Annotated in this window: 14 protein-coding genes; 8 read left to right on the forward strand and 6 right to left on the reverse strand. The window is 61.7% G+C overall.

What is annotated here, in order from left to right; translation table 11 throughout:
* Window positions 1-384: 384 nt before the first annotated feature.
* Window positions 385-1,680, reverse strand: coding sequence for an SGNH/GDSL hydrolase family protein (locus NCR98_RS12655; RefSeq protein WP_250526338.1), 1,296 nt, complete (start codon window positions 1,678-1,680; stop codon window positions 385-387).
* 179 nt (window positions 1,681-1,859) lie between these two features.
* Here NCR98_RS12655 and NCR98_RS12660 point away from each other — a divergent pair, with 179 nt between their 5' ends.
* Window positions 1,860-3,038: a 50S ribosomal protein L11 methyltransferase gene (locus NCR98_RS12660; RefSeq protein WP_250465890.1), complete on the forward strand. Its 1,179-nt coding sequence runs from the start codon at window positions 1,860-1,862 to the stop codon at window positions 3,036-3,038.
* 7 nt (window positions 3,039-3,045) lie between these two features.
* On the opposite strand, the gene NCR98_RS12665 is transcribed toward NCR98_RS12660, so the two are convergent.
* The gene (locus NCR98_RS12665; protein WP_250526339.1) at window positions 3,046-4,308 is read right to left on the reverse strand and encodes a TIGR03862 family flavoprotein; all 1,263 of its coding nucleotides are present in this window, start codon (window positions 4,306-4,308) and stop codon (window positions 3,046-3,048) included.
* A 181-nt stretch (window positions 4,309-4,489) separates the two neighbouring features.
* On the opposite strand from NCR98_RS12665, the gene NCR98_RS12670 reads away from it, so the two are divergent.
* The 4 genes from NCR98_RS12670 (at window position 4,490) to NCR98_RS12685 (ending at window position 8,428) form a co-directional block, all read left to right on the forward strand.
* Window positions 4,490-5,959, forward strand: coding sequence for an MFS transporter (locus NCR98_RS12670; RefSeq protein WP_244826449.1), 1,470 nt, complete (start codon window positions 4,490-4,492; stop codon window positions 5,957-5,959).
* A gap of 166 nt (window positions 5,960-6,125) precedes the next feature.
* Window positions 6,126-6,926, forward strand: a complete 801-nt coding sequence (locus NCR98_RS12675; RefSeq protein ID WP_250526340.1) for a DUF1835 domain-containing protein — start codon at window positions 6,126-6,128, stop codon at window positions 6,924-6,926.
* A gap of 28 nt (window positions 6,927-6,954) precedes the next feature.
* Window positions 6,955-7,560, forward strand: a complete 606-nt coding sequence (locus tag NCR98_RS12680; protein WP_250509599.1) for a TetR/AcrR family transcriptional regulator — start codon at window positions 6,955-6,957, stop codon at window positions 7,558-7,560.
* 175 nt (window positions 7,561-7,735) lie between these two features.
* Entirely contained in the window at window positions 7,736-8,428 is a 693-nt protein-coding gene (locus NCR98_RS12685) for a GNAT family N-acetyltransferase (protein ID WP_284503840.1), read from the forward strand.
* Window positions 8,429-8,484: 56 nt separating this feature from the next.
* Here NCR98_RS12685 and NCR98_RS12690 read toward each other — a convergent pair whose 3' ends face one another.
* Window positions 8,485-8,988, reverse strand: coding sequence for an Lrp/AsnC family transcriptional regulator (locus tag NCR98_RS12690; protein ID WP_250526342.1), 504 nt, complete (start codon window positions 8,986-8,988; stop codon window positions 8,485-8,487).
* Between the two features lie 135 nt (window positions 8,989-9,123).
* On the opposite strand from NCR98_RS12690, the gene hppD reads away from it, so the two are divergent.
* Window positions 9,124-10,227 (forward strand): 4-hydroxyphenylpyruvate dioxygenase, encoded by a 1,104-nt coding sequence (gene hppD, locus NCR98_RS12695; RefSeq protein ID WP_244826454.1) that lies wholly within the window; start codon window positions 9,124-9,126, stop codon window positions 10,225-10,227.
* Between the two features lie 113 nt (window positions 10,228-10,340).
* On the opposite strand, the gene NCR98_RS12700 is transcribed toward hppD, so the two are convergent.
* Window positions 10,341-10,544, reverse strand: a complete 204-nt coding sequence (locus tag NCR98_RS12700; protein ID WP_244826455.1) for a hypothetical protein — start codon at window positions 10,542-10,544, stop codon at window positions 10,341-10,343.
* A gap of 346 nt (window positions 10,545-10,890) precedes the next feature.
* On the opposite strand from NCR98_RS12700, the gene NCR98_RS12705 reads away from it, so the two are divergent.
* Window positions 10,891-14,478, forward strand: coding sequence for an indolepyruvate ferredoxin oxidoreductase family protein (locus NCR98_RS12705; RefSeq protein WP_250465907.1), 3,588 nt, complete (start codon window positions 10,891-10,893; stop codon window positions 14,476-14,478).
* Between the two features lie 115 nt (window positions 14,479-14,593).
* Here the strand turns inward: NCR98_RS12705 and NCR98_RS12710 are convergent, their stop codons facing one another.
* Together NCR98_RS12710 and NCR98_RS12715 are read right to left on the reverse strand one after the other, a co-directional pair.
* Window positions 14,594-16,873: an NADP-dependent malic enzyme gene (locus NCR98_RS12710; protein ID WP_244826457.1), complete on the reverse strand. Its 2,280-nt coding sequence runs from the start codon at window positions 16,871-16,873 to the stop codon at window positions 14,594-14,596.
* A gap of 243 nt (window positions 16,874-17,116) precedes the next feature.
* Complete coding sequence (locus NCR98_RS12715) at window positions 17,117-18,343, reverse strand: MFS transporter (RefSeq protein ID WP_250526343.1); 1,227 nt, start codon at window positions 18,341-18,343, stop codon at window positions 17,117-17,119.
* A gap of 255 nt (window positions 18,344-18,598) precedes the next feature.
* Between NCR98_RS12715 and NCR98_RS12720 the strand changes: the two genes are divergently transcribed.
* The gene (locus NCR98_RS12720; protein WP_244826459.1) at window positions 18,599-19,285 is read left to right on the forward strand and encodes an orotate phosphoribosyltransferase; all 687 of its coding nucleotides are present in this window, start codon (window positions 18,599-18,601) and stop codon (window positions 19,283-19,285) included.
* Window positions 19,286-19,314 lie beyond the last annotated feature (29 nt).

The following is a 19,314-nucleotide window of genomic DNA, read 5'->3' on the forward strand; positions in this document are numbered from 1 at the left end:
AACCTTCCTCTAATACTGTGTGAGACTTGATAACTTTCGCTAAACGTCCCAACCCCGAAAGGTCAGAACCGCTCGCGTCATCAAGTGCCCACACTTATCGGCTGTTAGTTTTTAAAGAGCACATTCGCCAAGACTGCCTGCCAAGCGCACCAAGCATTTTGCTTAGCACCGCTTCGTCTTGCGTCGCTGCATCCGCAGCAGAGAAACGAGATTATGAGGAATCTTTTTCTCGTTGTCAACAGCTTATTTCCGCTTTCGCATCAAAATCTGCCGACTTCGAGGCCGCCTGTTTCGCTGGCGGCTCCCGTCTTGCGACGAGGAGCGGAATATTAGGCGATGCGAACGCCAATGACAAGACAGCGAGCCAACTTTTTTTGAAGCACCTCAATGCGCCGCTTTTGCCTGCCCAAACACCATGTCGAAGGGAACGGCTGCGGCCATCGCTGCGTAGCCGGCATCGCTTGGATGGATGTGGTCGCCGCTATCGAAACGCCGTTGCAGGACGTTCGGGCGCGCCGGATCGCGAAGCGCTTGATCGAAATCGATCACGCCATCGAACGCATGGCTCGAACGGATCGACGCGTTCACCGCCGTCCGGATGGCCTCGCGTTCCGGCGGCAGCGCTGCGGGCGTGAGCGTCGCGCCGTAGATCTTGATGCCGCGCTGATGCGCCTGCGCGATCAGCCGCTGGTATCCGCGCACCAGCGCGTCGGCGTTGACTTCCGTGTGCGGCGCGTCGCAGTCGAGTCCGGCGTGCGCGGGCATCGCCGCGAAGTTGATGTCGTTGATGCCGATCAACACGATGATCGCCCGCACGCCCGGCTGACGCAGTGCGTCGCGCTCGAAACGGCTGACGAGCGCCTCTCCATAGCACGGCGAATTGCTGAGGAGCCGATTGCCGCTGATGCCCGCGTTCACTATCGCCGCCTGACCGCCACTTTTCTGCGCGACCTGTCTGGCGAGCACATCCGGCCAGCTTCGGTTGGCGTTCAGCGTCGAGCGCATGCCGTCGGTGATTGAATCGCCGATTGCCACCACCGTCTGCGCGGACGGATGTTCGACCGACACATTCGTCAGCCACGCGTATTGGGTAAAGCGCGTGCGAAACGCATCGGCGGAAGCGTCGTTTGCGTGATTGCCGGGCGACGAAACGTAATTCACCTGACTCGAGACCCGATGCCACGCCACGAGTTTCTGATCCTTACCCATGAATGTGCTCACAGCGACTGGCTGGAACGCGGTGACATCGAACGCTATGGGATCGCTGGTCGCCTGGCCGCCTGGCGGAACGGTTACCGCGTTGTGTCCACCGAACGCCACTGGCTTTGCGCTACCCGCGCGGATGGCCGGACTGCTGCCGCTGACGGCACTTGAGACGCTCATCGATTCGATGACAAGCGGCTCCGTTCCATACAGATTGCTGACGCGCAGCCGGAGTCGTTTCCCGTCGAGTTGCGGATAGATCAACTGCCGAACCGTCCGCCCGCCCACTTCAGGTGCCCGGTACAGCGGCGGCAGATTGGCTAATTGGGGAATGGACTGCAAAACCGTGCCCCAGGCGCTGACCCAATGTTCGTTGGCCGCAGCGTCGGCGGATTCGGCGGCGAGCGTCTGCGGCGCGAAGGCGAATTGCGCAGCAAGCGCGGCCACGCACAGCGAGGCAATGATTCTGAATTTCATTCGGCGATGGCGTTCCGACGAGCGCTCGATTGTGACAAAACGTGGATTGTGCCTGATCGACCGCGCCCGATTCGCCTTCAAAACTCGAAAGGTGCGACCGGCGCGAGTGAAATGGCATCAAAATGCTGCCAGTTCACTTTGCGGCCGGCAGCCGCTGGCCCGCACATCAAAAGACAACAATGCAATCTAAAAGCACGCCTCACGCCGACACTCCGCCGATCCTGCACTGGGAAGAGGACGGCGAAGAACGCTCCGCCCGCTGGCGTTCGGAAAGTAGCAACCCGGCGCCAAAGCGCATTGTCATTGGCGACGACCAGATGACGGCCGACAACGCGTATCGCCTTGCTTGCGAAGGAACCGGCATTCTTTGGCGCGGAGATTATCAGAACGCGCGGCAGTTGCTTCAGGCGATGGCGCGCCGTATCGACAACAAGCCGCGCAAGCCGAAAAAGGCGGCGGCGGAAAGGGAAAAAGCGGCGGCTGCTTCGCCGGTCGATACCTTCAATCTGCATCGTCTGGCGCAGTCGCAACGTGCGCGAACGCTGGCGATGCTGCTTCTGCCGCTAGACGAGCAGTATGCGATTCCGCTGCGCCGCGCGCCGAATGTACAGGAAGCGTGCGAAGAAGCGTACGGCGCGGCTCGTGACGCGTCGGTGGTTTCGTTGCGAGAAGTGCTCGGGCTGGTCGGCGCGCACGAGTGGCGCAAGAAAGGCGTGGATGTCGCGGCGGTGGGCGGGAAAATTCATCCCTATTACGGCGTTTTCTCGCCTGTGCGCGGCGAATACATCAACCTCGTTGCCAATCAGCCGCTTCCGTCGACTTCGCTGGCCTTCGATATCGGCACCGGTACGGGCGTTTTGGCGGCGGTGCTTGCACGGCGCGGCGTCGAACGAATCGTCGCGACGGACCTCGATCCGCGTGCGTTGGCTTGTGCACGCGAAAACATCGGGCAGCTCGGGCTGAATCGCCAAGTGAATGTGGTCGAAGCGAATCTCTTTCCTGAAGGGCGCGCGCCGCTCGTCGTGTGCAATCCGCCGTGGCTGCCCGCGCGCCCGAGTTCGGCGATCGAGCACGCGATCTACGATCCCGAAAGCCGGATGCTGCGCGGTTTTCTCGATGGCCTCGCCGCGCATCTCACGCCCGGCGGCGAAGGCTGGCTGATTCTGTCCGATTTCGCCGAGCATCTCGGGCTGCGCACGCGCGCGCAGTTGCAGGAGTGGATCGACGCGGCGAAATTGAAAGTAGATGGCCGCATCGATATTCGGCCGCAGCATCCGCGTGCATTCGATAAAACCGATCCGCTGTATGCGGCGCGCTCGAAGGAAGTGACTTCGTTGTGGCGCTTGGTGGCCGCCTGAGCGCGCCTCAGCCGCGCGACGCCAGCCACGCGAGCGCGCCTTCCCCAGCCACGAGCCCGCTCGCAAAACACGCCGTCAATAAATAACCGCCTGTCGGCGCTTCCCAGTCGAGCATTTCGCCCGCGCAGAAGACGCCGGGCAGCGCGGTAAGCATCGAGCGCTCGTCGAGCGCTTCGAACGCCACGCCGCCCGCGCTGCTGATCGCCTCGGCGATCGGACGCGGGCGTAAAACGCGCAACGGCAGCGCCTGGATGCGTGCGGCGAGCGTTTCGGGATCGCCGAATTCCGCCTTTGTCAGACATTCCCGCAGCAAGCCCGCTTTCACGCCGGTCAGATGAAGGCGGCTTTGCAAATGACTCGACAGCGAGCGCGCGCCACGAGGATGCAGCACCTCCGCACGCACCCGCTCGGCGGAAAGCTGAGGAACGAGATCGAGCAGAATGGTCGATGCTCCGCCGTCGTTTTCGGCGAGCCGATCGCGGATTGGCGCCGACAGCGCGTAAATCAGACTCCCTTCGATACCGTGGTCCGTAATCAGCGCTTCGCCGGTGCGCCAGTCGAGCCGGCCGTCCGCGCGCGCCACACCGATCGCCACCGCCTTGAGCGGCTCGCCCGCGAAGCGGCTTTGGAAATGCAGCGACCAGTCGGTATCGAAGCCGCAATTGGACGGCACGAAAGGCCGCACCGGCACACCGCGCGCGGCGAGATGCGCAATTGCGCCGCCATCCGAGCCGAGTTGCGGCCAGCTCGCGCCTCCCGCTGCGAGAATCAGCGCGTCGTGACGAATGCACTTTTCCCCGTCGGGCGTCGCGAAGCGCGAGATCGAGGCGCCGTCGTCGGTGAAACCGAGCCATCGATGCCGCATGTGCAGCGTCACGCCGGACGCGCGCAGCCGATGCAGCCAGGCCCGCAGCATCGGCGCGGCCTTCATGTCGCGCGGAAAGACGCGGCCGGAACTGCCGACGAACGTTTCCACGCCAAGGCCGTGCACCCATTGGCGAAGCGCGTCGGCATCGAAGCGCGCGAGGAGCGGCGCGATTTCGGCGCTGCGCGCGCCGTAGCGGCCTAGAAACGCGTCGGCAGCTTCGGAGTGCGTCAGATTCATGCCGCCCTTGCCCGCCATCAGGAATTTGCGGCCGACCGATGGCATCGCGTCGAAGACATCCACGCGCGCGCCGCCCGCCGCAAGCGCCTCGGCGGCCATGAGCCCGGCCGGTCCGCCACCGACGACCGCGACGTTCACCGTTTCGATGTTTTCTGCTGACGCCATGCTGAATGGAAAAAGAAAAAGAGCCGCGATTGTCGCATCCGCGCCGATGAAACTTGCAGCCTGAAAAGCCCGCCGGCGCGCGTAAGTCATTAAATAACAAAAAAGAATTTGGTCGCGGCAAGCCCTGCCAGTAGCATCGCGCGATTCGCTGCATCAACACTTTTTCACTTTCCGCCCGCTTATGTCCGTCTCACTCGCGTCCGAACGCGCTTCCGCTCCGGCCGCCGCCGATGCGCGCCCCGTCATCCGCAGCGCCGCCGATGTCTCCAGCCTCGTCAATCGTGGCGCCGCCATCGGCAGCGACGCGCGCGTGGTCGTCGCCATCGCGCTCGGCGGCATTTTCCTCGATGCCTACGATCTGGGCGCGCTCGCGTTCGGCATCAAGGACATCGCCCGTGAGTTCTCGCTGAGCCCGACGGGAACCGGTTTCGTCGCATCGGCGATCACGTTCGGCGCGATCATCGGCGCATTTCTCGGCGGCTATCTCACCGACAAGATCGGCCGATACCGCGTCTTCATGGCCGATATGTTCTTCTTCGTGATCGCGGCCATTGCCTGCGCATTCGCGCCCAACGCGTGGGTGCTCGGCGGCGCGCGCTTCGTGATGGGGCTGGGCGTCGGCATCGATCTTCCGGTGGCAATGGCCTTTCTCGCCGAATTTTCGCGTCTGCAAGGCCGTGGCAACAAGGCCGCGCGCGTCGCCATGTGGTGTCCCACCTGGTACGCCGCGATCAGCGTGTCCTATCTGCTGGTGCTCGGTTTGTACGCGGTGCTGCCGGCGCATCACGCAGGCTTGCTGTGGCGGCTGATTCTTGGCTTCGGCGCTGTGCCGGCCATTCTCATCATCGCGATTCGCAGCCGTTACATGAGCGAGTCGCCCGTGTGGGCCGCGAATCAGGGCGATCTCAAGGGCGCCGCCGAGATTCTCAAACGTTCGTATGGCGTCGAGGTTCGTGTCGAAGCGGCTGCATCGACCGTTCCGAAGGCGCGCAAGGCGACGTGGAGCAACTACGGCGCGCTTCTGCGTGGCGTGTATTTACGCAGGACCGTGCTCGCGACCGTCATTGCGATTGCATCGTCCTTCGCCTACAACGCGGTCGCGTTCGGCTTGCCGGTGATCATTTCGAGTTTCCTCGCGCAGTCGATGCTCACCACGATTCTCGCCTCGCTCGCGCTCAATCTGCTGTTCGCGTTCACGGGCGGCCTGTTCTCCGTGCGCACCGTGCCGAAGTACGGCGCGTGGAATCTGACCGTGATCGGCTACGCGTTTCAGTTGGTGGCGCTCGTCGGGCTCGCTGTCGTCGGCAAACCGGCAACCGGTGCGCAGGTGGCGATCGCGATCGCGCTGCTCGCCGCGTTCCTGCTCGGCCAGGGCGTCGGACCGGGCTCGCACAGCATGACATTTGCGTCGCTGAGTTATCCGACGTCATTGCGCGGCGTGGGCGTCGGCTTCAATCAGACGTTGATGCGCGCTAGTTCCACCGTGTCCCTGTTCCTGTTTCCGGTGCTGTCGGCGGCGTTGGGCACGAAGGTGTTCTGGATCATCGCGGTAGCGCCGCTTCTCGGCTTGATTGCGCTGTTCGCGGTGCACTGGGAACCGTCCGGCTATGACGTCGACGCCGAGGATTTCGCCGCCAGCGGCACGCGATAAGGCGTCTTTCGGCTAGAACGGCGTGGCCTCGCGGTCGCGCCGTTCGCGCTTCTGAAATGGTTTGCCGAAGCGCGCCAGCCCACAGCCGGTCGCAAATCGATTCGCGTAGACTGATTGCTGCTCGTCCGAGCGGCAAAACGCGAGTCCTTCTGGCAAATCCACAACAATGACCACGATCCACGTCACCAATGGCGACAGCGCGGCCCTGTCTCTCACCGAAGCGCTTCGACTAGCCGACCGTCCAGACCGTGTCATCCCTCTGCGCGACGATCTCGCGGTCGGCCCGCTCAGAGACGCCGACGACACTTCACTCACGCGCGCAGCGTTTTGGCGTCAAGTGCTCAACAGCACGAATGAATTCGAGGACGAACTCGAAGCGCAGCAGGCGCTCTTGACACGCCTCGTGCGCGGCGACGCGCAGATTGTCGTGTGGCACGGACAGAGCGCGGCCGACCAGCTCACCTTGCGGCGCGTCGCCTACCATCTGCGCAACGTGCCGCAACGTCTTAACGAGGCGAAGCTCAATTACGACGACCTGTCGATCGAAGCATCCGACGCGCATTCAGATCCGCTCCGGCGTGCCGATCGCGCAACCGCTGTCGGCATGTTTTCACCTGGACAGTTGCTAAAGAAGTTGCCGAGCGCCGCGCCGATTTCGGTGCTGCGCATTAGCCGGCTGGCGCTCGAATGGCAGGAGGCGAAGCATGCGAGCGCGGAGACACGTCGGCTGCGCGACAACATGCTGGTTTCGGGAAGCTGGTTCGACGTCGACGAAGCCCTGCTCGACCTAGCCAGCCCCGAATGGCAGCCCGCGCGGCGGATCGCCGGTGGCGCAATGGCGCGCCGCTTCGATTTCCTTCTCAGCGATTCGATCGCTTTCTGGCGATGCCGCGAACTCGTCACGGCGGGGCGGCTTAAAATACGCGGCACGCCGTCGGATATCGTGCAGGCCGAATTGCGGCGCTAAAACCGACAAGAACGCATCTTCCGACCCAATGGCCCGAACCAAAGCGCCCGATCACGAGACGCAACGCGAACAGATTCTGGAGCTTGCCGCCGCGAAATTCGCGCAGACGAGTTACCCCAGCACGTCGATGGCCGACTTGGCCGCAGCGAGCGGCACGTCGAAAGCGCGCCTCTATCATTATTACGAGAGCAAGGAAGCGATTCTTTTCGATCTGCTCGACCGCTACACCAAGCGGCTGATGCTGATCATCGCGGAAGTGGAAGCCGCGAGCCAGCGACGCGGACTGGGCGAGCGCGAGGCTTTCGCCGAACTGGTGCGGGCGTTCCTTGCCGAATACGAGACCTCTCATAGCCGGCACGTCGCGCTATTGAACGACGTCAAATATCTGGAAGACGTGCAGCGCGAGATCGTTCTGGATCGCCAGCGGGATATCGTCGCTGCGTTCGCGCGACAACTGGCGCGCGCGTACCCGAAGCGCGTAACGAGAGAAAATCAAACCGCGCTGACCATGATGGTTTTCGGCATGATCAACTGGACTTTCACGTGGCTCAAACCGGGCGGCAGGCTCGGGTATCGTGAGTTCGGCGAGCAAGTCGTCGCGATGATTGAAAGCGGCCTGAATACTGAAGCCTGAGCGATATTGCGTCGCAGCATGAAGCTGTTGCACGCTGACACATTCTATAAATCATTGATTTCTATAGATTACAAACGTTTTCCGTAGCTATTTAGAACGTGTCCTCCAGCTTTGATTAAGGGTTTTCCCGTACCCGCTTTCCTCGATTGGGCTAAAATCGTTTTTGCTGTGCAACATGCCCGCATCACCGAGGAGAATCATCGTGGAATTGAACATCGACTGCACTGCCGCGCAGATAGTCGCTAGCGATCCGCTGCCTGCATCCGCGCGTCTGCCGGTTCTAGTCCGCGAGTTGTCGTCGGCTGATCGCGAACGGCTGCAGACACACTTCCTCGCGCTCGACGAAGACGACCGACTGCTGCGTTTCGGGCAAATCGTGCCGGATCACGTCATCGAGAATTACGTTCGCAACATCAACTTTGCTAACGATGCCGTTTTTGGCGTGTTCGACAACGCGCTGCAGTTGATCGGCGTCGGCCATCTGGCCTATCTTCCAGTCGATGGCGAAAAGCGCACCGCCGAATTCGGCGTCTCAGTTCTCGAAAGCGCGCGTGGCCGGGGCATCGGCACCAAAATGTTCGAGCGCGCCGCCATGCGCAGCCGCAATTCGAAAGTCTCGCAGCTCTACGTGCATTGTTTGTCGCGCAACAAGACCATGATGCACATCGCCCGGAAATCGGGGATGAAGATCGAATACGCATATGGCGAAGCGGACGCGTATCTCTCGCTCGCGCCCGCCGATCAAGGCAGCATCATGGCCGAGATGCTTCAGGAACAGGCCGCCGTCTTCGATTACGCGATCAAACGGCAGGCACATCGGGCGTCGAAGGTTTTTCAGGCGTTCATGCCTGCGGCAACCGTGGCCTGAATCGCAGTCCACGTATCTCACCAAAGAAAGGGCGGCTCTGACCGCCCTTTTTCATTTCAACGCAACGGCAGCGCCGTCGTGTCCTTGATTCGTTCGAGCGAGAAACTCGAACGCACGTCGATCACCGAAGGATGGTGCAGCAGCCGTTCCTGCATGAAGCGCGAAAAGTGCTCCATGTCGCGTACCTGAACGCGCAGCAGAAAGTCCATTTCGCCAGTCATCGCGTCGCACGCGACGACTTCGTCCCACGCGCGCACCGCGTCGCGAAACAGATCGGCATGCGTTGGCGGATTCTGCGACCCGGCCGCGATTGGAACGCCGCCGCGTTTTTCCAGTCGCACGTTGATGTAGGCGAGCAGCCCAAGCCCGAGCTTTTTCGCGTCGAGCAGCGCGACGTAGCCGCGAATCACGCCAAGTTCTTCCAGGCGCCGAATGCGCCGCAAGCACGGACTCGGTGACAAACTGACTCTATCCGCGATTTCCTGATTCGAAAGCCGGCCGTTTTCCTGAAGGATCGCGAGAATCTTCCTGTCGATGGTGTCGAGTTCTATTTCGGGCACGTTCTGGCTCTTTTGAGGCGTGATACGGCAGGTTGTTGCGCAATCTTAGAAACACGCGATTTGTTTCGCAAGCTTTTGCTGCTCCAGCTTGACTAGACTGTCTCGATATCGAAACGAACATCAGGAGACACGCGCATGACCGCATCGACTTGGGAAAATCCCGTGGGCACCGACGGCTTCGAATTCATCGAATACACCGCGCCCGATCCCGTCGCGCTCGGCAAACTGTTCGAGCAAATGGGTTTCACCGCCATTGCGCGGCACCGTCACAAGGACGTGACGCTTTATCGGCAAGGCGAAATCAATTTCATTGTCAACGCGGAGCCGGATTCGTTCGCGCAGCGCTTTGCGCGCCTGCACGGCCCGTCGATTTGCGCCATCGCATTCCGCGTCGCCGATGCCGCTCAAGCCTACAAACGCGCGCTGGACTTGGGCGCGTGGGGCTTCGACAACAAGAACGGCCCGATGGAATTGAACATTCCGGCGATCAAGGGAATCGGCGATTCGCTGATCTACTTCGTCGATCGCTGGCGCGGCAAAAACGGCGCGCAGCCGGGCAGCATCGGCGACATCAGCATTTACGACGTCGATTTCGAGCCGATTCCCGGCGCTTCGCCGAATCCGGTTGGCAACGGCCTCACGTATATCGATCACCTCACGCATAACGTGCATCGCGGCCGGATGGTTGAATGGGCCGAGTTTTACGAGCGGCTTTTCAATTTCCGCGAAGCGCGTTATTTCGACATCGAAGGAAAAGTGACGGCTGTCAAGTCCAAGGCGATGAGCTCGCCCTGCGGCAAGATCCGAATTCCGATCAACGAAGAAGGTTCGGAAAATGCCGGCCAGATTCAGGAATATCTGGACGCGTATCGCGGCGAAGGCATTCAGCACATCGCGCTCGGGACGGACGACATCTACAACACGGTCGACGGCCTTCGCGCGTCGAAAATCGCGCTTCTCGATACCATCGACACTTACTATGAACTCGTGGACCGGCGCGTGCCGGACCACGGCGAATCGGTCGCGGAACTAAAGAAGCGCAAGATTTTGATCGACGGTGTGCACGACGAAATCCTGCTGCAAATCTTCACCGAGAACCAGATCGGGCCGATTTTCTTCGAGATCATTCAGCGCAAGGGCAATCAGGGCTTCGGTGAAGGCAACTTCAAGGCGCTGTTCGAATCGATCGAACTGGATCAGATGCGCCGTGGCGTGCTGAAAGACACGACCGCCAACTAGAAAACGGCGCAAGCGCCAAAAGAAAAGGGACATGACCACTCAGGTTCATGTCCCTTCTTCTTTTCCGCGGTTCGTTCGACAACGCCGAGCCGCGAAGAATAGAGCGATTGGCTTTATGCGGCCGTGTCGTCGCTGCGTTCGGATTCACGGCGCATGCCGGCGCCGGTTTGTGCCGACGGCACGCGGACTTGCGAAACTCGCGAAACGGGCGATGCCGCATTTTGCGGCGCATTCGCACGCGCACCGCCAATCGGTGCGTTGATAGCGAAAAAGGCCGCCGAGACCATTAAAAAGCTCTGGATGTGACGTTGCTTCATCTTTATTGACTCCTTCTGACTGCGATTTACGGCACTTGCAACGACCGCCGCATTCCTTCCGGAATGGCGCGCATTCCCCACAAGCGCTCATTTAGACATGCGTCCGCGCATGGGTTCCGCGATTCGGTCGAACTTACACGCCGTAACAAAACTGTCCTGAATCGCCCACTTGCGGCAACGTTTTAATGCAAAGCGCGAGTAAGTGCGTATTTTTCAACGGGTTAGTACCACTGTCTGAAATCCGTGAGCATCGGCAAACTGGGAAGTCCCGGCCTGAGCGTTCACAAGACGCTGCGGCCCGGAACATGCTTTGGTGATCCCAAACTCGGGTGGAGGAGTACACAGAATGAACGCCCCGCTAGACGCAGAACAAAGAGCTTCGCTAGAAGCCGCACTCAAATCCGTCACGCTAGACGACAAATACACGCTGGAACGCGGCCGCGCCTATATGAGCGGCATCCAGGCGTTGGTGCGTCTGCCGATGCTGCAGCAAGAGCGCGACAAAGCCGCTGGCCTTAACACCGCCGGATTCATTTCCGGTTATCGCGGGTCGCCGCTCGGCGGACTCGACCAGTCGCTCTGGAAGGCGAAAAAGCATCTCGCCGGACATCAGGTCGTGTTTCAGCCCGGCGTAAACGAAGACCTCGCGGCCACCGCCGTTTGGGGCTCGCAACAGGTCAACCTGTACCCGAGCGCCAAATACGACGGCGTCTTCTCGATGTGGTACGGCAAGGGTCCGGGCGTCGACCGCACCGGCGATGTCTTCAAACACGGCAATTCGGCTGGTTCGGCGACGCACGGCGGCGTGCTCGTGCTCGCTGGTGACGACCACGCCGCGAAGTCATCGACGCTCGCGCATCAATCCGAACACATTTTCAAGGCGTGCGGCCTGCCGGTTCTGTTTCCGTCGAACGTGCAGGAATATCTCGACTTCGGCCTGCACGGCTGGGCGATGAGCCGCTACTCCGGCCTCTGGGTCGCGATGAAATGCGTGACCGATGTGGTGGAATCGTCGGCGTCGGTGGATATCGATCCGCATCGCACGAAGATCGTGATTCCGACCGATTTCGCCATGCCCGACGGCGGCCTGAACATTCGCTGGCCCGATCCGCCGCTCGTGCAGGAAGCGCGTCTGCTCGACTACAAGTGGTACGCCGCGCTCGCCTACGTGCGCGCGAACAAGCTGGACCGCGTGGAAATCGATTCGCCCAACGCACGCTTCGGCATCATGACGGCGGGCAAGGCGTATCTCGACGTGCGTCAGGCGTTGACCGATCTCGGCCTCGACGACGCCACCTGCGCGCAAATCGGCATTCGTCTCTATAAGGTCGGCTGCGTGTGGCCGCTCGAAGCGCAAGGCGCGCACGAATTCGCGCGTGGTCTCGACGAGATTCTGGTGGTCGAGGAAAAGCGCCAGATTCTCGAATACGCGATCAAGGAGGAGTTGTACAACTGGCCCGATGCGCAACGTCCGCGCGTCTTCGGCAAGTTCGACGAGAAAGACGGTGCAGGCGGCGAATGGTCCGTGCCGATGGGCAACTGGTTGCTGCCCGCGCACTACGAACTCTCGCCAGCGATCATCGCGAAGGCCATTGCGACGCGTCTCGAAAAGTTCGATCTGCCCGCCGATGTACGCGCGGGCATCGCGGCGCGCATTGCCGTGATCGAGGCGAAAGAGAAAGCGCTCGCGCGTCCGCGTGTGGAAGTGGAGCGCAAGCCGTGGTTCTGCTCGGGCTGTCCGCACAACACGTCGACGAACGTGCCTGAAGGCTCGCGCGCGATGGCGGGAATCGGCTGCCACTACATGACGGTGTGGATGGACCGCAGCACGAGCACGTTCAGTCAGATGGGCGGCGAAGGCGTCGCGTGGGTCGGCCAGGCGCCGTTCACGAACGACAAGCATGTCTTCGCCAATCTCGGCGACGGCACCTACTTCCACTCCGGCCTGCTCGCCATTCGCGCGGCGATTGCGGCGAAGGTGAACATCACCTACAAGATTCTTTATAACGACGCCGTCGCGATGACCGGCGGCCAACCCGTCGACGGCGTGCTGACCGTGCCGCAGATCACGCATCAGCTCGCGGCGGAAGGCGCGGCGCGCATCGTCATCGTCACGGATCAGCCCGAGAAGTACACGCCGAGCACGGGACTCGCGCCGGGCATCGACGTGCATCATCGCGATGAACTCGACGACATTCAGCGGCAACTACGCGAGATTCCCGGCACGTCCATCCTGATCTACGACCAAACCTGCGCGACCGAAAAGCGCCGCCGCAGAAAGCGCGGCGCGTTTCCCGATCCGGCGAAGCGCGTGGTGATCAACGAAGCGGTCTGCGAAGGTTGCGGCGACTGTTCGGTGAAGTCGAACTGCCTTTCGGTCGAACCGCTCGATACCGAGTACGGCACGAAGCGGCAGATCAATCAGTCGAGCTGCAACAAGGACTATTCGTGTCTGAACGGCTTTTGCCCGAGTTTCGTCACGGTCGAAGGCGGTCAGTTGAAGAAGCCGAAGGCGACGACTGTCGAAGCCGGCGGCATGCCGGCCCTGCCCGCGCCTGACCTGCCGGATATCGGCCGGCCATATGGCGTGCTGGTGACGGGCGTCGGCGGCACGGGCGTCGTGACCATCGGCGCGCTGCTTGGCATGGCGGCGCATCTGGAGCAGAAAGGCGTGACCGTGCTCGACGTCACCGGCCTCGCGCAGAAAGGCGGCGCGGTGATGAGCCACGTGCAGATCGCCAACCGTCCGGGCGATATTCACGCAACGCGCATTGCCATGGGCGAGGCGGATCTCGTCATCGGTTGCGATGCGATCGTCACCGCCAGCGACGAATGCGGCTCGCGCATGCAGCCGGATCACACGCGCGTGGTCGTGAACAGCGCGCAGACGCCGACCGCTGCGTTCATCAAGGACCCGAACTGGCGCTTTCCCGGCGCGAGCGCTGAAGCCGACATCCGTGCGGCGGCGGGCGAACATGTCGCGCTCGTCGATGCCAACCGCTTCGCCGTCGCGCTGATGGGCGACGCCATCTACACGAATCCGTTCGTGCTCGGCTACGCATGGCAAAAAGGCTGGGTGCCGTTGCGGCATGAATCGCTCGTGCGCGCGATCGAATTGAACGCCGTACAGGTCGAAAAGAATCTGGCCGCGTTCGAATGGGGCCGTCGCGCCGCGCACGATCTCGACTCGCTACGCAAGCTGACCGAAGCGCAACGCGGCAGCGCACCGGAAGGCGCGGGCAAGATCATCGCGCTGCACACGCCGAAGGCGCTCGACGCGCTCATCGACAAGCGCCTCGACTATCTTGCAAAGTATCAGAACACCGCGTATGCAACGCGTTATGGACGACTCGTCGCAATGGTGCGTGCCGCCGAGGCGGAACTCGGCGTCGGCGATGGCCAATATCAATTGACCGAAGCCGTCGCGAAGAATCTGCACAAGCTGATGGCGTACAAGGACGAGTACGAAGTCGCGCGTCTCTATGCGGACCCCGCTTTCCTCGACAAGGTGAAGAACAGTTTCGAAGGCGACTGGAAGATCAAGTTCCATCTCGCGCCGCCGAGCATGTCGAAGAAAGATCAGCACGGCCATCTGGTGAAAAAGCAATACGGCCCGTGGATGATGTCCGCCATGCGCGGGCTCGCGAAGCTCAAGTTTCTGCGCGGCACGGCGCTCGATCCGTTCGGCAGAACCGAGGAGCGGAAGATGGAGCGCGCGCTGATCGTGGAATACGAGGCGCTGGTGAAGGAGCTGATCGGTGGATTGACGCCGCAGAAGCTGGCGCTTGCCATCGAACTGGCGAATCTGCCGGATTCGATGCGCGGTTACGGCCACGTGAAGGACAACAACGTGAAGGCGGCGCGGATCAAGTGGAATGCGCTGCTGACGCGGTGGAGAAACAACGAGGGCGGTCAGGCGCGACAGGTAGCGTAAGGCCTGGGTTACGCGCTGTTTGAAACAAAAGGGCGATCCACGAGGACCGCCCTTTTGTCTTTCGTGCGTCCAAAGAGAAGCGGCGACCTCTTCGCGAGAAGCCGCCGTTTTGCCCTTACTTGTTATTCGCCACCTTCGCGTTCGCCGAAGCCACCGCCGTCATATTGATGATCCGTCGCACGGTCGCGGCCGGCGTCAGGATGTGCACGGGCTTTGCCGCGCCCAGCAGGAACGGTCCGACCGTCACGCCCTCGCCGCTCACCATCTTGAGCAGGTTGTACGTGATGTTCGCGGCTTCCACGTTCGGCATGATGAGCAGGTTCGCTTCGCCGGTGAGCGTCGTGCCGGGGAACGAAGCCTTGCGTACCGCTTCCGACAACGCGGCGTCGCCGTGCATTTCGCCATCGACTTCGAGGTCCGGCGCGCGTTCGGCGATCAGCTTGCGTGCTTCGGCCATCCGCTTGCTCGACGCGCTCGGCACGCTGCCGAAGTTCGAGTTCGACACCAGCGCCACCTTCGGCGAAATGCCGAAGCGCTCGATCTCGCGCGCGGCGAGAATCGTCATGTCGGCAAGCTGCTCGGGCGTCGGCGTTTCGTTGACGTAGGTATCGCTGATGAAGAGATTGCGCCCTTGCAGCATCAGCAGATTCATCGCCGCGAAGTTGTTTGCGCCTTCGGACTTGCCCAACACCTGATCGATGAACTTGAGGTGATCCTGATACGTGTCGATGAGACCGCAGATCATGCCGTCGGCGTCGCCGGTATGAACCAGGATCGCGCCGATCAGCGTGTTGAACTTGCGCAGCGCGGCCTTCGCGCTTTCGGGCGTCACGCCTTCACGCGCGGCGATTTCGTGATACGCCTGCCAGCTCTTTTGATAACGCGGATCGTCTTCCGGATTCACGATCTCGAAATCGACGCCGGGCTTGAGCTTCGAGCCCATCTTCTGCAGACGCATTTCGACGACAGCCGGCCGGCCGATGATGATCGGCTTCGCGATCTTCTCCAGCAACACGAACTGCGCGGCGCGCAGCACGCGCTCGTCTTCACCTTCTGCAAACGCGATGCGCGCGGGCGCAGCCTTCGCCGCCACGAACACCGGCCGCATCACCATGCCGGTGCGATACACCGTCGCGCCGAGCGTCTCGCGATACGCGTCCATGTCCTGAATCGGACGCGTCGCCACGCCCGAATCCATCGCGGCCTGCGCCACGGCCGGCGCAATCTTGATGATGAGTCGCGGATCGAACGGTTTCGGGATCAGATATTCCGGGCCGAATTCGAGCGAATGGCCTTCGTAGGCTTTCGCGACTTCATCGCCCTGGTCGGTTTCTTCCGCGAGTTCGGCGATCGCGCGCACGCACGCGAGCTTCATCTCTTCGGTAATGGTCGTGGCGCCCACGTCCAGCGCGCCACGGAAGATGAACGGGAAGCACAGCACGTTGTTGACCTGATTCGGATAGTCCGAACGGCCAGTCGCGATGATGCAGTCCGGCCGCACCTTCTTCGCTTCCTCCGGACGAATTTCCGGCTCGGGATTGGCAAGCGCGAGAATCAGCGGCTTGTCGGCCATCACCTTGACCATCTCGGGCTTGAGCACGCCCGCGCTCGAACAACCGAGGAAAACGTCGGCCTGATCGATGGCATCGGCGAGCGTACGCGCGTCGGTGGTCGCCTGATAGCGCTCCTTCGACACATCGAGGTTGCCGCGTCCTTCGTAGATCACGCCCTTCGAATCGACGACGAGCGTGTTCGACTTCTTCAAGCCCAGATCGACGAGCAAGTCCAGACACGCGATAGCGGCTGCGCCCGCGCCCGAACAGACGAGCTTGATTTCGTCGAGCTTCTTGCCGACCACTTTCAGGCCGTTGAGAATTGCCGCCGACGCGATGATCGCCGTGCCGTGCTGATCGTCATGGAAAACGGGGATCTTCATGCGCTCGCGCAGCTTCTTCTCGATATAGAAGCATTCCGGCGCCTTGATGTCTTCGAGGTTGATGCCACCGAGCGTCGGTTCGAGCATGGCGATTGCATCGACGAGCTTGTCGGGATCGGTCTCGTCGAGCTCGATGTCGAACACGTCGATGCCCGCGAACTTCTTGAACAGACACCCTTTTCCTTCCATCACCGGCTTGGCCGCGAGCGGACCGATGTTGCCGAGGCCGAGCACCGCCGTGCCGTTCGTCACCACGCCGACGAGATTCGCGCGCGAGGTGTATTTCTGCGCGTCGAGCGGTTCATCGAAGATCGCCATGCATGCGGCGGCTACACCCGGCGAATACGCAAGCGATAAATCCAGCTGATTGGAAAGCGGTTTGGTCGGCGTGACGGAGATCTTGCCCGGACGCGGGTATTGGTGATACGCGAGAGCGCTTTGCTTCAGTTGTTCGTCCATGATTAGCCTGAGACGTTAGAAATATTTTGAACAGGGTTCACACCGCCGACGACCGCTCAACATTGAGTGTGGAGTGTGATTCGATGGACCAATGTCTTCAGTCGCCCGGCGCATCGGATAGACGCGGCGTGCCGCCCGTAAGGATCGAACGGGACGGCCGGAGCTTTAATTTTTGGGACGACCAGTGTACACCTCGCCTTCCAGATGGCGCGCAGCAGCATTTTCCCTAGGCCGAACGGTCAATCAGTCGAGTTCGGCGCCGCGTTTTTCGGGAATGAGAAAGAGCGTGGCAAATATATCGAGTAAATAGATCGATGCCAGCAAGGCGAGCGCAGTCGCGAACGAATACTTCGCGGCAAGCGCGCCAACCACGACCGGACCCAGTCCGCCGACCGCGCGGCCGATATTGAACAGCACGTTTTGCGCGGTTGCGCGCGCCTCGGTCGGATAGATTTCGGAGATGAGCGCGCCGTAACCGCCGATCATTCCGTTGACGAACACGCCCATGACCGCGCCGCCTACCAGCAACGCGCCGGGGCTCGTCAAGTTCGAATAGACGAAGACCATTGCCACCGCGCCGATCTGATAGAAGAGAAACGCGGGCTTGCGGCCGAAGCGGTCGGCCGCGACGCCGAAGAGCCAGATGCCGAGCGCCATGCCGAGCACGGTGACGGCGGTCCAGAGACCCGACTTCGTGAGCGAATAGCCGAAGGTCTTGGATAGATAACTGGGCAGCCAGATCATCAGCCCGTAATAGCCGAAATTCTGCACCGAGCACAGCACGATCACGCCGAGGCTCGCACGCGTCGTGCGCGCGGTATCAAAGAGACGTCCGAGCGGCAGCTTGCGCGGCGCGTGCTTCGCGCGACGTTCCGTGAAGAGCGCGGGTTCGGCGACCTTGCGCCGCACGAAGAACGACGCGACCGCCGGCAACAAGCCGACGGCGAACATGCCGCGCCAGCCGATCATCGGCAGCAAAAGCGGCGTGAGAAGCGCGGCGGCGAGCACGCCGAGTTGCCAGCCAAGCCCGACATACGAGGACACGCGCGCCCGCAGCCGAGCCGGCCATGCCTCGGCGACGAGCGCCATGCCAATGCCGAACTCCCCGCCCAACCCAATGCCCGCGATGGTGCGATAGACCAGCAAGTCGCCGTATCCTCTCGCAAGCGCGCACAGGCCGGTGAAGACGGCGAACAGGAGAATGGTCCAGGTCAGCATGCGCACACGGCCGAAGTAATCGGAGAGCATGCCGAACACCACGCCGCCCGCGACCGCGCCGGCCAGCGTCCACGTGACGAGCGACCCTGCCTGCGCGGGCGTGAGGTGCAGATCCACGGCGATCGCGGGCAGCATGAAGCCGAGTATCAGGAGATCGAAGCCATCCATCGCATAGCCGAGAATGGAAGCGATGAGCGCGTGCAGCGCGTGGCGGTGATTCGGGGTATCGACGGAAGGGGAAGCGGGAGTCATGTGGGAGCACGGCGGGCGAAGTTGCGCGAGTTTAAGTGCGACGACCACGCGGCTACAAGACGCTCAAAAAATAGGCGCTGTCCCGAGCGCCGCTCGCCCGAACGTCTCACCTCGGGTAAAATTTCGGCCTACGCGCGCAGGAACCGCACGAACGCCGTCCAAAAGCGGCTCGTTCTGCCTGTTAATGCGCCAGGGCCCCACGCGGCCGCCTCCCGCTTCGACCAAGCGCCACCATCCAAGTCCAAGGATTCGCCCATGACAGGCTTCGATCGCCAGACGATCTCCGACACCACCGCCAAGATTTTGCTCGAAGTACAGGCGGTGCACTTCAACGCGGAAAAACCGTATATCTTCACGTCCGGCTGGGCGAGCCCGGTGTATATCGACTGCCGCAAGCTGATTTCCTATCCGCGCGTGCGTCGCGGTCTGATGGAAATGGCCGAGGCGACCATTCTGCGCGACGTCGGCTACGAACAGATCGACGCGGTTGCAGGCGGCGAGACGGCGGGTATTCCTTTCGCGGCGTGGCTGGCGGATCGCCTGATGGTGCCGATGCAATACGTTCGCAAGAAGCCCAAGGGTTTTGGTCGCAACGCGCAGATCGAAGGTCTTCTGACCGAAGGCCAGCGCGTGCTGCTGGTGGAAGACCTGACCACCGACAGCCGCAGCAAGATCAACTTCATCAATGCGCTGCGCACGGCCGGCGCAACGGTGAACGACTGCTTCGTGCTCTTTCACTACAACATCTTCAAAGAGAGCGTGTCGGTGCTGAAGGATATCGACGTGAATCTGCACGCGCTCGCGACGTGGTGGGACGTGCTGCGCGTCGCCAAGGAACAAGGCTACTTCGAATCGAAGACGCTGGATGAGGTCGAGAAATTCCTGCACGCGCCTGCCGAATGGTCGGCGGCACACGGCGGAGCGACGGCTGCGCCGCAATAAGTCTTTAAAGCAATCGCTGGTTGAGAATC

It is taken from the genome of Caballeronia sp. GAWG2-1 (genome assembly GCF_023631405.1).
Classification (GTDB): Bacteria; Pseudomonadota; Gammaproteobacteria; order Burkholderiales; family Burkholderiaceae; genus Caballeronia.

Coding starts and splice junctions, on each gene's coding strand:
- NCR98_RS12710 (WP_244826457.1), bottom strand. CDS start 16,873: ATGGACGAACAACTGAAGCAAAGCGCTCTCGCGTATCACCAATACCCG.
- hppD (WP_244826454.1), top strand. CDS start 9,124: ATGACCGCATCGACTTGGGAAAATCCCGTGGGCACCGACGGCTTCGAA.
- NCR98_RS12720 (WP_244826459.1), top strand. CDS start 18,599: ATGACAGGCTTCGATCGCCAGACGATCTCCGACACCACCGCCAAGATT.
- NCR98_RS12675 (WP_250526340.1), top strand. CDS start 6,126: ATGACCACGATCCACGTCACCAATGGCGACAGCGCGGCCCTGTCTCTC.
- NCR98_RS12715 (WP_250526343.1), bottom strand. CDS start 18,343: ATGACTCCCGCTTCCCCTTCCGTCGATACCCCGAATCACCGCCACGCG.
- NCR98_RS12685 (WP_284503840.1), top strand. CDS start 7,736: ATGCCCGCATCACCGAGGAGAATCATCGTGGAATTGAACATCGACTGC.
- NCR98_RS12705 (WP_250465907.1), top strand. CDS start 10,891: ATGAACGCCCCGCTAGACGCAGAACAAAGAGCTTCGCTAGAAGCCGCA.
- NCR98_RS12660 (WP_250465890.1), top strand. CDS start 1,860: ATGCAATCTAAAAGCACGCCTCACGCCGACACTCCGCCGATCCTGCAC.
- NCR98_RS12700 (WP_244826455.1), bottom strand. CDS start 10,544: ATGAAGCAACGTCACATCCAGAGCTTTTTAATGGTCTCGGCGGCCTTT.
- NCR98_RS12680 (WP_250509599.1), top strand. CDS start 6,955: ATGGCCCGAACCAAAGCGCCCGATCACGAGACGCAACGCGAACAGATT.
- NCR98_RS12670 (WP_244826449.1), top strand. CDS start 4,490: ATGTCCGTCTCACTCGCGTCCGAACGCGCTTCCGCTCCGGCCGCCGCC.
- NCR98_RS12665 (WP_250526339.1), bottom strand. CDS start 4,308: ATGGCGTCAGCAGAAAACATCGAAACGGTGAACGTCGCGGTCGTCGGT.
- NCR98_RS12655 (WP_250526338.1), bottom strand. CDS start 1,680: ATGAAATTCAGAATCATTGCCTCGCTGTGCGTGGCCGCGCTTGCTGCG.